We start from the raw sequence: 14,038 nt of genomic DNA, 5'->3' as shown, positions 1-14,038 counted from the left end.
GGATGATGCGGGACGCGAAGATCACGCAGATCTACGAGGGCACCAACCAGGTCCAGCGGATCGTGATGGCCCGCAACCTCCCGTAACCCCACCCGACATCCCACTCGACGTACACCCACGGCCCCCGACCGCCCGCCCGCGGTCGGGGGCCGTATGTCGTCCGGCATCGAACCGTCCTGGACGCGGCCCCCGTGACGGTGTCATAAATGATCGTCAACTCATGGGCAGCACACGACGATTGCGAGGGATCGACGATCATGGGCAGCACCCCCGAGCAGCACCCCGCCGGCAAGGTCTGGCTGATCACCGGCGCCAACTCCGGCTTCGGCCGGGCGCTCACCGAGGCCGCGCTGGCGGCCGGCGACACCGTCGTGGCCGCCGCCCGGCGCCCCGAGACGCTGGCGGAGCCGGCCGCCGCGCACCCGGACCGGCTGTTCCCGGTCCGGCTGGACGTCACCGACCAGGAGCGGATCGCGGCCGTCGTCGCGGAGACCGTCCAGCGGCACGGCCGGATCGACGTCCTGGTCAACAACGCCGGGCGCGGGCTGATCGGCGCCGTCGAGGAGTCCACCGACCGCGAGCTGCGGGACCTGATGGAGCTGCACTTCTTCGGCCCGGCCGCACTCACCCGGGCCGTGCTGCCGCACCTGCGGGCCCGGGGCTCGGGCGCGGTGGTGCAGATGAGCAGCATGGGCGGCCGCTTCAGCTTCCCCGGCGTGGGCGCCTACTCGGCCACCAAGTTCGCGCTGGAGGGGCTGTCCGAGGCGCTGGCCAAGGAGGTGGCCGGCTTCGGGGTCAAGGTGCTGATCGTCGAGCCCGGCGCGTTCCGGACCGGCTTCGCGGGCGGCGACGCGCTCGCCCACAGCGCCCCGATCGAGGCGTACGAGCCGATCGTCGGCCCGGTCCGCACCGGGCTGCCGGACAGCGACGGCAAGCAGGCCGGCGACCCGGCGAGGGCCGCCGAGGCGATCCTGGCCGCGCTGGCCGCCGAGCACACCCCGCTGCGGCTCGCACTCGGCAGCGACGCGGTGGACGGCGTCCTCGGCACCCTCGACGAGGCGCGGCGGGAGACCGAGACGTGGGCGGCGGTCGGCCGCGGCACCGACTTCCCGGCCGGCGAGTAGCCCACCGGGCGGCGGACGGCCCCGTCCACCGGGCGGCGGGTGCCCACGCCCCCGGTCGGTGGAGGGCCGCGCGACGAAAACCGCGCGACGGCGGGCAGCCGCGCTCCGTAGGCTGCCCGCCATGTCCTCCGTGCCCACCAGGCCCTCCGTGCTCAGCCTGGCCCCCATCACCCCCGAGAACGTCGACGCCGCCCTCGCCCTGCGGGTCCGCCCCGACCAGGAGGCCCTGGTGGCGCCGGTGGTGAAGTCGCTGGCCGAGGCGTACGCGTACGGGGAGGCCGCCTGGCCCCGGCTGATCCTGGACGACGGGCGGCCGGTCGGCTTCGTGATGGCCTTCTTCGACCTCACCTTCTACCCCGACCGCCCCGGCGACCGCCCCCGCTCCGGCCTGTGGCGGCTGCTGATCGACGCCGAGCGGCAGCGCGGCGGCTACGGCCGCTTCGCCGTCGAGCAGGTCTGCGCCGAGATCCGCCGCCGCGGCGGATCCCGCGTCACCGTCACCCACCACCCGGGCCCGGACGGCCCGGAGGAGTTCTACGCCCGTCTCGGCTTCCGCCCGACCGGCGAGCTGAGCGGCGGCCAGACCGTTGCCGAACTGGACCTCCCGCCGCTCAGCTGAGCAGCGCCGCGGCCTGCTCCCGGGCCTGTCGCAGCCAACCGGCGCGCTCGGCGTCGGAGGAGTCGGTGACCGTGCGGAACACCGTCCGCCGCACCTCGGCGACCCCGACGTACGGCAGCACGCAGGCCGCCCAGATCCGCTCCAGCGGGTCGCCGAACTCCTCGCGCTCCCGGGCCTCCGGGGTGTCCGAGGTGTTCAGCACCAGCGCCCGGCCGGCCCGCAGCAGCCCGGCCGGCTCGCCGTCGGCCGTCCCGAGCTTGTACGCGACACCGGGCGCCAGCACCCGCTGCACCCAGCCGGTGAGCACCGCGGGCGGCATGCCCCACCAGTTGGGGTGGATCAGCACCAGCGCGTCCAGGGCGGCCACCTCGGCGCGGTGCAGGGCGAGGACCGGATCCCCGGACCGCTCCGCCGCGGCCACCGTGCCGGTCTCCTCGGCGGCCAGCAGCGGTGCGAAGCCCTCCGCGTACAGGTCGTGGGCGCGCACCCGGCAGCCGCGCCCCCGCAGTTCGTCCACCACGGCCCCGTACAGCGCGTGGTTGAAGCTCCCCGGCCGCGGATGCGCCAGGTAGACCCCGATCGTGCTCATCTTCCGTCCCCCTCGGGCTGGTTGGCCGGACCGATGGTAGGCGCGTGCCCCGGTGTCGCGCACCCGGCAAGGATCCACCGGACACGTCCCGGGTCCGGTCGGCCGCCCGGTAGGGTCCGGGGCCATGACCGAGCCGGACTTCCTCACCGAGACCAGGGCGTTCTACGACGCCGTCGCCACCGAGTACACCGAGCTCTTCCGGGACGCGTTGGACCGCATGCCGATGGACCGGGCGATGCTGGGGCTCTTCGCCGACCTGGTCCGCGCCGAGCGGCCGGACGGCAGGACGGCCGAACTCGGCTGCGGCCCGGGCCGGATGACCGGCCCGCTGCACCGGCTCGGCGTCGACGTGCACGGGATCGACCTCTCGCCGCGGATGGTCGAGCTCGCCCGGCAGGCCCACCCGGAGGTGCCGTTCAACGTCGGTTCGATGTTCGACCTCCCCTTCCGGGACGGGGAGCTGACCGGCGTGGTGGCCTGGTACTCGATCATCCACACCCCGACGGAGCGGCTGCCCGCGGTGTTCGCCGAGTGCGCCCGGGTGCTCGCCCCCGGCGGCCACCTGATGCTCGCCTTCCAGGTCGGCGACCGGCCGTCGCGCCAGGAACGCCCCTTCGGCCACCCGGTGTCGCTGGACTTCCGCCGGCTGCGGCCGGAGCACGTCGAGGAGCTGGTGCGGGAGGCCGGCCTGCCGGTCACCTCCCGTACGGTCCGTGAGCCGGAGGGGGACGAGAAGACTCCGCAGGCCTATCTGCTGGCCCGCAAGCCGAAGGGCTGAGGCCTCCAGCGGGCCTCCTGCGCGGCCTCCCGCGCGGTCTTCTACGCGGTCTTCTACGCGGCCTCGGACGAGGACGGCGGCTGCCCGGAGGCGGTCGCGATCACCTCGTCCAGCACCTCGCGGGAGCGCAGCAGGTCGCTGATCGTCCGGTCGATCCGTTCGCGCTCCGCGGTGAGCTCCTCGACCAGCAGGGGGGTGGCGACCTCGTTCGGGCTGCCGTCGGAGTCCCGCATGCAGGGGAGGATCTTGTAGATGGTCCGGCTGTGCAGCCCGGCCGCGAAGAGCTCCTGGATGTGCACCACCCGGTCGACGGCGGCCTCCGGGTACTCGCGGTGGCCGCCCTCGGTGCGGCGGGCGGCGAGCAGGCCCTGCTGCTCGTAGTAGCGCAGCGAGCGTTCGCTCACACCCGTCCGACGGGCCAGTTCGCCGATCCGCATGCCGCCCACCCCGTCCCCGTGCCGCACTGAGGCCTGAACCTGACATCGATGTTAGCTTCCCGGTCTCGCTCTGGGGCGGAAACCGGATAACACAGCCGCGTCCGGCCGCGCCCGACCGGGGGCAGCGCGCGCCGAACAGGTGATCGTGCCATCATCCCTGCATGTCTTCCAACGTTTTCTTCGACATCACGATCAACGACGAGCCGGCCGGCCGGATCGTCTTCAAGCTGTACGACGACGTCGTTCCCAAGACCGCCCAGAACTTCCGCGAGCTGGCCACCGGCCAGAACGGCTTCGGCTACGCGGGCTCCGGCTTCCACCGCGTGATCCCGGCCTTCATGCTCCAGGGTGGTGACTTCACCAACCACAACGGCACCGGTGGCAAGAGCATCTACGGCGAGAAGTTCGCGGACGAGAACTTCCAGATCAAGCACGACCGCCCGGGCCTGCTGTCGATGGCCAACGCCGGCCGCAACACCAACGGCTCGCAGTTCTTCATCACCACCATCGTCACCGACTGGCTGGACGGCAAGCACGTCGTCTTCGGCGAGGTCGTCGAGGGCATGGACCTGGTCAAGAAGATCGAGGGCCTCGGCTCGCAGAGCGGCCGCACCTCGGCCAAGATCTCCATCGCCGCCTCCGGCGAGGTCAAGTAGTCGCCGCCGCCACTGGCACGCACCGCCCCGGAGCGGGACGTCGGATCTTCCGGCCTCCCGCTCCGGGGCGGTTTCGTACCCGCTCGCCGTACCCGCCCCGGGCCCGTTCCCGCGCCGGGTCGCGGTGCGGTGCGGTGCGGTGCGGCGGGCAGGGTAGCCGGGAGCGCCGCCGTCCGGGCCGGAACCGGGCAATCGTGCGGTCCTCCTTTTCCGGGGCCCTACGCTCGACTTCTCGGACGCGGCCCAAGCCGCGGCCGAACTCGACTCTGCGGCAAGGTGGTTGACCGATGGTGGAGCAGGGCGCCGACGACGGCGAGGTGACCTACGAACAGGTGACGGTGGTCTCCCTGGCCGGCTGCGAGCCGGTCGGCCCGGCGCGGTTCGCCGTCCGGGTCGTCCGCGAGGGCATGACCGTCAAGCGGGTGGCCGGCTACTGGGTGCGCTGGGACGAGCGGTGGGGCGCGGAGGAGGTCCGCCACCATGCCCGCTGGGTCGCGGACGAGGAGTACGTGCGGCCGGACACCGGCAGCCTGGACGGCACCCTCGCGGTGATGGTCGCCGCGTACTGGACGGATCCGACGGGCGCCTTCCCGCGCCGCCCGGGCACCGAGACGGTGGTGACCTTCCGGCCGGGCGAGACCGAGCACGAGCTGGTGCTGGAGCAGCCCGCCCCGGTCGTCCACGCCGCCGCGGCCCCGTACCGCCCGGCCTCGCTCTCGGTGCAGCTGACCCACGCGAGGTGGCTGGGCGGCGACGGGCAGCCGATCCACTACGGCTTCTCGGGCGCCACCGAGGCGGCCGGCGGCGAGGGGGAGTGGCTGGTCCGCTTCCCGGAGTGCGGCACCGGGCTGCTGCCGTTCGTCTAGGCCGTTCCCTCGCTACCGGTGCGTCCGGCGCGTTCAGGAGGGGCTCGGGGCGGGCCGGGCCGGTGCCGGGCAGGCCCACCGGCCGCCCGTCCGCACCCCCACCTTGCGCGCCGGGATGCCGGCCCAGACCTCCCCGGGGCCGGTCGAGCGGGTGAGCACCGCATTGGCGCCGACGACGGTGCCCGCGCCGACGGTCAGCACGCCCTCCTTGCACACCACCTTGGCGCCGGCGCACAGCACCGCGCCGTCCTCGACCACCACCCGCCGCATCGCGCTCTCCTCCTGCGGTACCCACGGGTCGGCCCGGCCGATGGTCACGCCGTTGTAGAGCGTCACACCGGCGCCGAGGGTGGTGTACGGGTGCAGCACGGTGCCGAAGCCGCGGTGGAAGACGAGCAGTCCGGGCCCGATCTCGCACGCGGCGGGCACTTCCATCCCGTAGAGCGCGAGCGCCTCCTGGACCAGGCGGCCCAGGAGGCGGTGGCGACGGCGGTGGATCAGCGCGGTGACGAGTGGCATCCACTCATTGTGTCGACGCGGTCGCACAAAGTCGCGGACTACTTGAAGTCCGGCACCGCGGTGTCGTTCTTGAAGGCGGCGAAGAGCTGCTTGGACTTGTTGGCGTCCCACAGCACGGCGGACTCGCCGGTCTTGGTCCGGTAGTCCGGGTTGCCGATCGGCACGGTCAGCGACTTGCCGCTGCCGCCGTTGACGTCCTTCATGGCGAGGAAGAGCGAGCCGAGGTCGGTCAGGCCGCAGTCCTCGTCGACGATCAGGGTGCCGAGCGCCGAGTCGACCAGCGGGTAGAAGGTGAACGGGCTCATCAGGTTGCCGGGGGAGGCGGCCTGGTGGGCCAGGGCGCCGAGGAACTTCTGCTGGTTGCGCATCCGGCCGAGGTCCTGGTCGGCCATCTGGTGGCGCTGGCGGACGAAGGCCAGTGCCTGCTTGCCGGTGAGGGTCTGGTCGCCGGCCTTGAGGTCGAGGCCGGAGTCCTTGTCCTGGACGTCCTGGTCGATCTTCATCTCGACGCCGCCGATCGAGTCGACGATGCCGACGAAGCCGCCGAAGCCGATCTCGGCGTAGTGGTCGATCCGCAGGCCGGTGTTCTGTTCGACGGTCTGGACCAGCAGCCGGCCGCCGCCGTTGCCGAAGGCCGAGTTGATCTTCGCGGTGGTGCCCTTGACCGGCTTGCCGTTGCTGCCCGGGTGGTCGGGGATCGGCACCCAGGAGTCGCGCGGGATGCTCATCAGGGTGTTCCCGTTGTCCCCGACGTGCAGGATCATCATCGAGTCGCTGCGCTTGCCCTCGGTGTCGTGCCCGGTGTGCAGGTCGTCCTGCTCGGCGTCGGTGAGGCCCTGGCGGCTGTCGGAGCCGACGATCAGCCAGTTGGTGCCCTTGCCCGCGGCCGGGCGGCCGGGGTAGTCGGCGAGCACGTTCTCGTGGTTGAGCTTGGAGTCCGCCCAGAACCAGGTGGAGACGGCGGTCACCATGACGGCGATCAGCACGCCGAAGACCGACCACTTCACGATCCGCCGCCGCGGCCAGCGCCGGGCCTGGGTACCGGGCGGGCGGGTGCCGCCGGGCCCGCCGGGGCCACCGGGGCGGCCCTGCCCGCCGGGTCCGCCGGGGCGGCCCTGACCGCCGGGGCCACCGGGCCCGCCGTGAGCGCCGTGGCCTGCGGCGCCGCCGGGAGCACCGCCGGGTGCGCCGGGACGGCCTCCGGGTGCGCCGGCCCCCTGCGGGGGGACGCCGCCGAGCCGGGAGGGCCCCGGCTGCCCGGGCTGTCGCGGCTGCCGTGGCGCGGCCGCCCCCGGTCCGCGCGGGTTCAGCGAGGACGGCAGCGGCGGCTCGGCCGCGCCGCCCCCGCCGTTTCCGCCGTACGGGTTCCCGCCGCCCCCCGGGCGGCCCTCCTGCCACGTGTTCATGCCGACGAGGATGCCCGACCCCGGTCGGGCTGACTCCCCCCGGGGGGTCCACCGGGCTTCTTGTAGCAGTTTTGATGCACGTGCCGGATCGTTCCGCCGCAACGTCCGGACACCCGGTGTTCCAGCTGCTGAAACGTTTCTTGACCAGCCCGAACACAGCGTGTTTGCATTCCAGGCATGGATCAGCGTTGGGCACTCACGCGTCGGCGGCACGTCGACCTGCGGCGCGGTGTGGCCTGTTCGCTCTGTCGCGGCTGACGCGCGCCCGCCGAATCCCCGTACCCGCCGCACGTCCGCCGACACAGCGCCCCCGCCGCACGTCCGCCGGCACGGCGCCCCCGGCGCCGCCCCGGCACCGCCCCGGCACCGGCCCCCACCCGCGGCGCCCTCCCCCGCCGCACCCGGCCGGAACCCGCCGCACCGCGCCGCCCCGCTTCCACCCAGAGGTGAACCCATGGCCGTCGTCCTGTCCGTTTCCGGCTCCCCGTCCCCCACCTCCCGCACCACCCGCCTGCTGCGCCACGTCGACGCGCGGCTGGCGGAGCGCGGCCACCACGTCGTCCCCTTCGAGGCCCGCAGCCTGCCCGCGCACGCGCTGCTGTCGGGCGACTTCGACCACCCCGAGATCGTCGCCGTCACCGAGCTGTTCGCCCGTGCCGACGGCGTGGTCGTCGGCACCCCCGTCTACAAGGCCGCCTACTCGGGCCTGCTGAAGGCCCTGCTGGACGTGCTCCCGCAGTACGCGCTGGCCGGCAAGGCCGTCCTGCCGCTCGCCACCGGGGGCTCGCCCGCGCACGTCCTCGCGGTGGACTACGCGCTGCGCCCGGTGCTCAGCTCGATGGGCGCCGACCACATCACCCAGGGCTGGTTCGTGCTCGACCGCCACATCACCGCCCGGGAGGACGGGACGACCCTGGTGGAGCGCGAGACCGAAGCCCTGCTGGTCCCGGTCGTGGAGGGCTTCGCCACGGCCCTGGAGCGGCTGGCCGCAACCGCGCTGACGAGCTGACGGACCGCCGCCGCGGCCCGTACGGGGCGTCCCCGAGACGGGCCGCGGCTACCCCTAGGGGGAGCGGCGCCGCGGCCCGTAGAACCTTGGTTGAGCGGCTTCATTCCGGCGGATGACGAGCCGACGGCCGTCGGCTCCTAACGTGGTTCACACATCCCCACCCGCCGGGAAGCGGCCCGCTTGCGTCGGGTCCGGTGGCCAGGTCCACCGGGAGGGTGGAGACAACTCCCGGTCGAGGACTACCGCCTGCGCCATGTCATGAGGCGGGCGGGCCCGCGAGGCTGGGGGCCAACGGGTGAGCGCATCTTCCTTAGGAGAGTCCAGTGACGACGGCAGCAGCAGCCGTGTACGACCCCCAGCTTCCCGGCGGAGCGTCAGCCGTCGCCGCGTCGGCCCGTCAGGTCACCAAGGCGTACGGTTCGGGCGAGACCAGGGTGACCGCGCTCGACTCCGTCGACGTGGACATCCAGCGCGGCCGGTTCACCGCGATCATGGGCCCCTCGGGCTCCGGCAAGTCCACCCTGATGCACTGCCTGGCGGGCCTCGACACGGTCACCTCCGGCCGGATCCGGATCGGCGACACCGAGATCACCGGTCTCAAGGACAAGCAGCTCACCAGACTCCGGCGCGACAAGATCGGCTTCATCTTCCAGGCGTTCAACCTGCTTCCGACCCTGAGCGCGCTGGAGAACATCACGCTCCCGATGGACATCGCCGGCCGCAAGCCCGACCAGGCCTGGCTGGACCAGGTGGTGGAGACGGTCGGCCTGTCCGGCCGGCTCAAGCACCGCCCCTCCCAGCTCTCCGGCGGCCAGCAGCAGCGCGTCGCGGTGGCCCGGGCGCTGGCCGCCCGCCCCGAGATCATCTTCGGGGACGAGCCCACCGGGAACCTGGACTCCCGCTCCGGCGCCGAGGTGCTGACCTTCCTGCGCCGCTCGGTGGACGAGCTGGGCCAGACCATCGTGATGGTCACCCACGACCCGGTCGCCGCCGGCTACGCGGACCGCGTGCTCTTCCTCGCCGACGGCGTGATCGTGGACGAGATGCACGCGCCCACCGCCGACTCCGTCCTCGAACGCATGCGCCGTTTCGACGGCAAGCGCACCAGCTGAGCGGCGGGACGACACCATCATGCTGCTCAAGACCTCACTGCGGAGCTTCTTCGCCCACAAGGGCCGGATGGCGCTCTCGCTCATCGCTGTCGTGCTGTCGGTGGCCTTCGTCTCCGGCACCCTGGTGTTCTCCAACACCGCCACCGGCACCTTCGACAAGCTCTTCGCCGCGACCGCCTCCGACGTCTCGGTCAATCCGCCCAAGCCGGCCGAGGACGAGGAGCAGCAGGCCGCCGTCAAGCCGCCGACCGTCCCGGTCGCGCTCGCCGACCAGGTCGCCGCGGTGCCGGGCGTGAAGAAGGCCGTCGGCCAGGTCATGGTCCGGAACGCGGCCCTCATCGACCCGGCCACCAACAAGCTGGTCGGCCCGACCAGTGGCGCGCCCACCATGCTCGGCAACTGGACCGACACCCCGCGCAACCCGGTCACCATCACCTCCGGCCACGCGCCGCGGAACTCCGGCGAGCTGGTGCTGGACGCGGACACCGCGAAGAAGGCCAAGCTTGGCCTCGGCGACCGGATCAGGATCGAGAACTCCGGCGGCAGGCACGACCTCACCATCGCCGGCATCGCCACCTTCACCGCCACCAACCCGGGCGCGGCGCTCGGCTTCCTGGACACCCCGACCGCCCAGCAGGTGTTGCTCGGCGAGCCGGCCTACACCTCGATCGAGGCCTTCGGTGACGGCAGCCTCGGCAACGACCGCCTCAAGGCCGACACGACGGCCAGGATCGGCGGCGGCTACCTGGTCAAGACGGCGGCCGAGCAGAAGGACGAGAACACCAAGCAGGTCGGCAGCAGCCTCAACTTCATGAAGTACGCGATGCTCGGCTTCGCCCTCGTCTCGGCGGTCGTCGGCGCGTTCCTGATCGTCAACACCTTCTCGATGCTGGTCGCCCAGCGCACCCGGGAGATCGGCCTGCTACGCGCCATCGGCGGCAGTCGGCGGCAGGTCAACCGCTCGGTGTTGGTCGAGGCGCTGATCCTGGGCGTGCTCGGCTCGACCCTCGGGGTGGCGGCCGGTCTGGGTGTCGCGGTCGGCCTGATCAAGCTGATGAACGCGATCGGCATGGACCTCAGGGCGGCCGACCTGCAGGTCGGGCCGGACGTCTTCGTCGCCGGCTACGCGCTCGGCATACTGGTCACCCTGGTCGCGGCCTGGTTCCCGGCCCGCCGGGCGAGCCGGATCTCGCCGATGGCCGCCCTGCGCGACCACGGCACTCCGGCCGAGGGCCGCGCCAACCTGGTCCGTACGGTCCTCGGCCTGCTGCTGACGGCCGGCGGCGGCGCCCTGCTGGCGCTCGGCGCGCGGGCGGAGAAGGCGGCCACCGGCGGCCAGTACCTGGGCCTGGGCGTGGTGCTCACCCTGATCGGCTTCGTGGTGCTCGGCCCGCTGCTGGCCTCGGCCGTCGTCCGGGTGCTCGGCGCGCTGCTGCCGGCGCTGTTCGGGCCGTCCGGCAAGCTCGCCCAGCGCAACGCGATGCGCAACCCGCGCCGCACCGGCGCCACCGCCGCCGCGCTGATGATCGGCCTGGCGCTGGTGATCGCTTCCGCGGTCTTCAGCTCCTCGGCGGTCACCTCGGCCAGCGCGCAGATCGACAGGTCGGTGGGCGTGGACTACATCATCGGCGGCGGCCGCGCCGAGATCACCACCGAGATGACGGACATCGTGCGCCGGACCCCGGGCATCGACCACGTCACCGTCCAGAAGGGCTTCCACACCAGGATCCAGCTGCCGGACGGACGGCAGGCGAAGACCGCCCTGGACGCCGTGCCGCCCGCCTTCTTCGCCACCGACTTCCACCCGACCGTGCGGTCCGGCGCGGCCGCGTCGATCGGGCGCGGATCGCTGGGGATCGGCGAGGCCTTCGCCAAGGACTTCGGCCTGAAGGTCGGCGACATGGTGACCGTCGACTACGGCAAGGGACGCACCCAGGTGCTGCCGGTCGGGGCGGTCTTCGCCAAGGGCGAGCTGTTCGGCAACGGCTCCTTCGTGGACCTGGACACCATGGCCAAGGCGGTCCCCGCCGCCGAGCAGCCGCCGGTGGACACCTTCTTCGCCAAGGCCTCCCCGGGCGCCGACGTCGCCAGGACGCTGACCGCCCTCCAGGACGGGCTCAAGGAGTACCCGCAGCTGACCGTCAAGGACCAGGCCGGCTACAAGGAGCTGGTGCAGTCCCAGGTCAACACCCTGCTCTACCTGATCTACGGGCTGGTCGCCCTCTCGATCACGGTCGCGGTGCTCGGCGTGGTCAACACCCTGGCGCTGTCGGTGGTCGAGCGGACCCGCGAGATCGGCCTGCTGCGGGCGATCGGGCTCTCCCGCCGCCAGCTGCGCCGGATGATCCGGCTGGAATCCGTGGTGATCGCGCTGTTCGGCGCCGTCCTCGGCACCGGGCTGGGCCTCGCCTGGGGCGTCACCGTCCAGGGGGTGCTGCGGGACCAGGGCCTGGGGACGCTCTCCGTCCCGACCACCATGGTGGCGATCACGCTGGTCTCCTCGGTGCTGATCGGCCTGTTCGCCGCGCTCGTCCCGGCCTTCCGGGCCGGACGCATGAACGTCCTCGCGGCCATCGCGACGGACTGAGCCGGCTCCGGGGTCGCCGGGCCCCGGAGCACGGGGGAGACGGGGGGAACAGGGGGGAACGGGGGACCGGGGCCGGGTGCGCACAGCACCCGGCCCCGGTGCCGTTCCCCGCCCCTTGCCGGGAGGCCGCCGCCGAGGTGCGTTCCGTTTCCCCCGGGCTGGGATGATCGTCCGATGTTCCCCTCGGACGCCCCGCCGCTGCCCAGCGCCGCGCCCCTCACCAGTGCCGCCGCCGCCCGCTGGCGCGCCGCCCGGACCGCGTGGCGGCTGGACAGCCGGTGGCTCGCGCTGCTGCCGGTCGCCTTCCTGACCCTGGCCGCCGCGGTGGAGCCGGACAGCGGAGGGGCCTGCAACGCCCAGGGCATCTGCCGGGAGACCTGGGGCGAGACCCTGGCCCTCTGGACGCTGCTGGCCGAGGCCGTCCTGCTGGTCGGCCGGCCCCGCGTCCGGCCGCTCGTCCCGGTCGCCGCCCTGGCCCTGTTCTGGTACCTCCCGAACGGCCTGGTCACCCCGCTCGCCCGCTGGTCCGCCGTGCTGCTGCACCTGCTGCTGGCCGCCGTCCTGATCGGCGCCGACCTCGGCCGCCGCCGCGCCCGCCACCAGCTCGACGAACTGATGGCCCCGCCCGTCCCCTTCCCCTGGACGGCCGCCGGCGCGCCCTCGCCCGTCCACCCCCCGCACGCGCCGGTCGGGCGGCGGGTGCTCGGCGTGCTGTTCCTGGTCGCCGCCGCCGCGCTGCCGGTGTACGGCCTGTGGGCGCAGTCCCAGCAGGAGGAGCGGGACGGCGCGGCCGTGCGGGTCACCGGCACCGCGGGGGAGTTCGACCGGGACGGCCTGCTGACCGTCCACTACCAGGACCCCCACCGCGGTGACGTGACGGTCGCCGCGCCGCCCGGCGCCGCCGCCGGGCCCACCGCGAAGCTGGACGTGTGGTGGGCCGAGCGACCGCAGCCGGGCCAGGCGATCCCGCTGCTGCTGGACGGCGACCGGGTCCGCGCGCTGGGCGACGACTACGACCTGTCCGGCGAGGTGCTCCTCGGCGGCCTGCTCGCCCTGCCCGGCCTGCTGCTGCTCGGCTCCGCCCTGGCCCACGACGTCCGCCGCACCCGGCCCGCCTTCGAGGGCACCGCTCCCGCCCTGGCCGTCCGGGTCCGGGCCGACGCCCAGGGCGACCTGCTGGTGCTCCCGGTGGACGGCCCGGCGGACGGGCCCGCGCTGTGGCGGCTGAAGGAGTGGGAGCGCTACTACTGGGCCCGGGAGGGCCACCCGGACATGCCGGACCGCTCGGGCCCCGGCTGGCTGCCCGAGCACCCCGACCTGGAGGGCGACGAGGAGGACCACCCCGGGTCGGAACCGCGGTACGACCCGGCCGAGGAGGAGTACGGCGAACTCTTCGAGCGCGCCACCCCGGACCAGGCCGCCGCCTGGCTGGCCCGGGCCGGCCGCAGCGTCCCGGCCGTGCTGTACCGCGGCCCGGACGGCCCCGACCAGCAGCTCCTGGTCCGCCCGGCCCTGCTGGACGGCGACACGCAGCGGGTGGCCTCCGTGGTCGCCCCCGTCGCCCGGGCCCCGCGGCTCGGCCGGCGCTCCGGGCGCTACCGCGAGCGCGAGCTGGCGGTCGCCGCGCTGACCGCCGAGACCGTCGCCGCCGCCCCCGAGGCCGGCTCGGACGCCCGGCCGCTGGACGCCTGTCGCTGGGAGATGCCGCTGCCACTGCGGGCAGCGGCCGGACCGCTGGCGGCGCTGCTGGTCGTCGCCGCCGTCGTGCTGCTCGACGACGACGGCTGGTGGGAGGGGCTGGTGCGCCCGCTGTGGATCGGCTCGCTGGCGATCCACGCCTGCGCCCAGACGTTCTCCTGGCAGCTGGTGGCCGACCGCGACGGCCTGCGGGTGGCCACCGCACTGCGCACCCGCAGCTACCGCTGGGCGGAGATCTCGGCGGCGGCGGTGCACCGGAGCCTGCTGACGATCCGGCTGCGCGGCGGTCGGGAGTTCTCCTTCTTCAGCCGCCCGGCGGCCCGGCTGGCCGCCTTCTTCGGCGGGCGGTACGACCCGGCGGCGGTGGCCCGGACCGTCGCCACCGCCGCCCACCGCCCCGACCTGCGGCCGGCGCAGGCCCTGCCGGACCGGCTGGGCGGCCCCCAGCACCTGGTGAACCGGCTCGCGCTGACCGGCTACGCGGTGTTCACCGTCGCTCACTACGCACTCTGAACCCACCCCGGACCGGCACCGGATCCACACCGCTTCCGGCCCGCGCGTAAGGGGGAGTACGGTGTTCTTGATCACAGCACCGGTGCCGCGCCGCGAGGCGTCCCCGGCCGCCCAGACCGGGACAA

Annotated in this window: 14 protein-coding genes; 10 read left to right on the top strand and 4 right to left on the bottom strand. The window is 73.8% G+C overall.

What is annotated here, in order from left to right:
- The 3 genes from ACZ6EM_RS37060 to ACZ6EM_RS37050 all read left to right on the top strand — a co-directional run.
- A partial coding sequence (locus tag ACZ6EM_RS37060) for an acyl-CoA dehydrogenase family protein (RefSeq protein WP_094743042.1) occupies positions 1-86 on the top strand: 86 nt, incomplete at its 5' end.
- Positions 87-257: 171 nt separating this feature from the next.
- Complete coding sequence (locus ACZ6EM_RS37055) at positions 258-1,124, top strand: oxidoreductase (RefSeq protein ID WP_359910148.1); 867 nt, start codon at positions 258-260, stop codon at positions 1,122-1,124.
- 121 nt (positions 1,125-1,245) lie between these two features.
- Positions 1,246-1,743, top strand: coding sequence for a GNAT family N-acetyltransferase (locus ACZ6EM_RS37050; protein WP_401050317.1), 498 nt, complete (start codon positions 1,246-1,248; stop codon positions 1,741-1,743).
- Here ACZ6EM_RS37050 and ACZ6EM_RS37045 read toward each other — a convergent pair.
- Positions 1,736-2,332: an NAD(P)H-dependent oxidoreductase gene (locus tag ACZ6EM_RS37045; RefSeq protein WP_401050319.1), complete on the bottom strand. Its 597-nt coding sequence runs from the start codon at positions 2,330-2,332 to the stop codon at positions 1,736-1,738. The genes ACZ6EM_RS37050 and ACZ6EM_RS37045 overlap by 8 nt on opposite strands.
- A gap of 124 nt (positions 2,333-2,456) precedes the next feature.
- Between ACZ6EM_RS37045 and ACZ6EM_RS37040 the strand changes: the two genes are divergently transcribed.
- The gene (locus tag ACZ6EM_RS37040; RefSeq protein ID WP_465774347.1) at positions 2,457-3,110 is read left to right on the top strand and encodes a class I SAM-dependent methyltransferase; all 654 of its coding nucleotides are present in this window, start codon (positions 2,457-2,459) and stop codon (positions 3,108-3,110) included.
- Positions 3,111-3,163: 53 nt separating this feature from the next.
- Here ACZ6EM_RS37040 and ACZ6EM_RS37035 read toward each other — a convergent pair whose 3' ends face one another.
- Positions 3,164-3,547: a MerR family transcriptional regulator gene (locus ACZ6EM_RS37035; RefSeq protein WP_359910136.1), complete on the bottom strand. Its 384-nt coding sequence runs from the start codon at positions 3,545-3,547 to the stop codon at positions 3,164-3,166.
- A gap of 161 nt (positions 3,548-3,708) precedes the next feature.
- Here ACZ6EM_RS37035 and ACZ6EM_RS37030 point away from each other — a divergent pair, with 161 nt between their 5' ends.
- Both ACZ6EM_RS37030 and ACZ6EM_RS37025 read left to right on the top strand, forming a co-directional pair.
- Entirely contained in the window at positions 3,709-4,203 is a 495-nt protein-coding gene (locus ACZ6EM_RS37030) for a peptidylprolyl isomerase (protein ID WP_359910133.1), read from the top strand.
- A 287-nt stretch (positions 4,204-4,490) separates the two neighbouring features.
- Positions 4,491-5,069, top strand: a complete 579-nt coding sequence (locus ACZ6EM_RS37025; RefSeq protein WP_401050324.1) for a hypothetical protein — start codon at positions 4,491-4,493, stop codon at positions 5,067-5,069.
- A 33-nt stretch (positions 5,070-5,102) separates the two neighbouring features.
- On the opposite strand, the gene ACZ6EM_RS37020 is transcribed toward ACZ6EM_RS37025, so the two are convergent.
- Entirely contained in the window at positions 5,103-5,588 is a 486-nt protein-coding gene (locus ACZ6EM_RS37020; RefSeq protein WP_465774346.1) for an LbetaH domain-containing protein, read from the bottom strand.
- A gap of 38 nt (positions 5,589-5,626) precedes the next feature.
- Positions 5,627-6,994, bottom strand: a complete 1,368-nt coding sequence (locus ACZ6EM_RS37015; RefSeq protein ID WP_465774345.1) for an LCP family protein — start codon at positions 6,992-6,994, stop codon at positions 5,627-5,629.
- 454 nt (positions 6,995-7,448) lie between these two features.
- Between ACZ6EM_RS37015 and ssuE the strand changes: the two genes are divergently transcribed.
- The 4 genes from ssuE to ACZ6EM_RS36995 all read left to right on the top strand — a co-directional run bounded on the left by ssuE (position 7,449) and on the right by ACZ6EM_RS36995 (position 13,913).
- Entirely contained in the window at positions 7,449-8,003 is a 555-nt protein-coding gene (gene ssuE / locus ACZ6EM_RS37010) for an NADPH-dependent FMN reductase (protein WP_380355371.1), read from the top strand.
- 323 nt (positions 8,004-8,326) lie between these two features.
- Entirely contained in the window at positions 8,327-9,115 is a 789-nt protein-coding gene (locus tag ACZ6EM_RS37005) for an ABC transporter ATP-binding protein (RefSeq protein ID WP_359910121.1), read from the top strand.
- 16 nt (positions 9,116-9,131) lie between these two features.
- The gene (locus tag ACZ6EM_RS37000) at positions 9,132-11,702 is read left to right on the top strand and encodes an ABC transporter permease (protein ID WP_401054238.1); all 2,571 of its coding nucleotides are present in this window, start codon (positions 9,132-9,134) and stop codon (positions 11,700-11,702) included.
- A 174-nt stretch (positions 11,703-11,876) separates the two neighbouring features.
- Positions 11,877-13,913, top strand: a complete 2,037-nt coding sequence (locus ACZ6EM_RS36995; protein ID WP_465774344.1) for a hypothetical protein — start codon at positions 11,877-11,879, stop codon at positions 13,911-13,913.
- Positions 13,914-14,038 lie beyond the last annotated feature (125 nt).

It is taken from the genome of Kitasatospora sp. NPDC041917 (assembly GCF_055589745.1).
The sequence above is the reverse complement of the archived record's forward strand: the minus strand, read 5'-3'. Positions and strand labels throughout refer to the sequence as shown.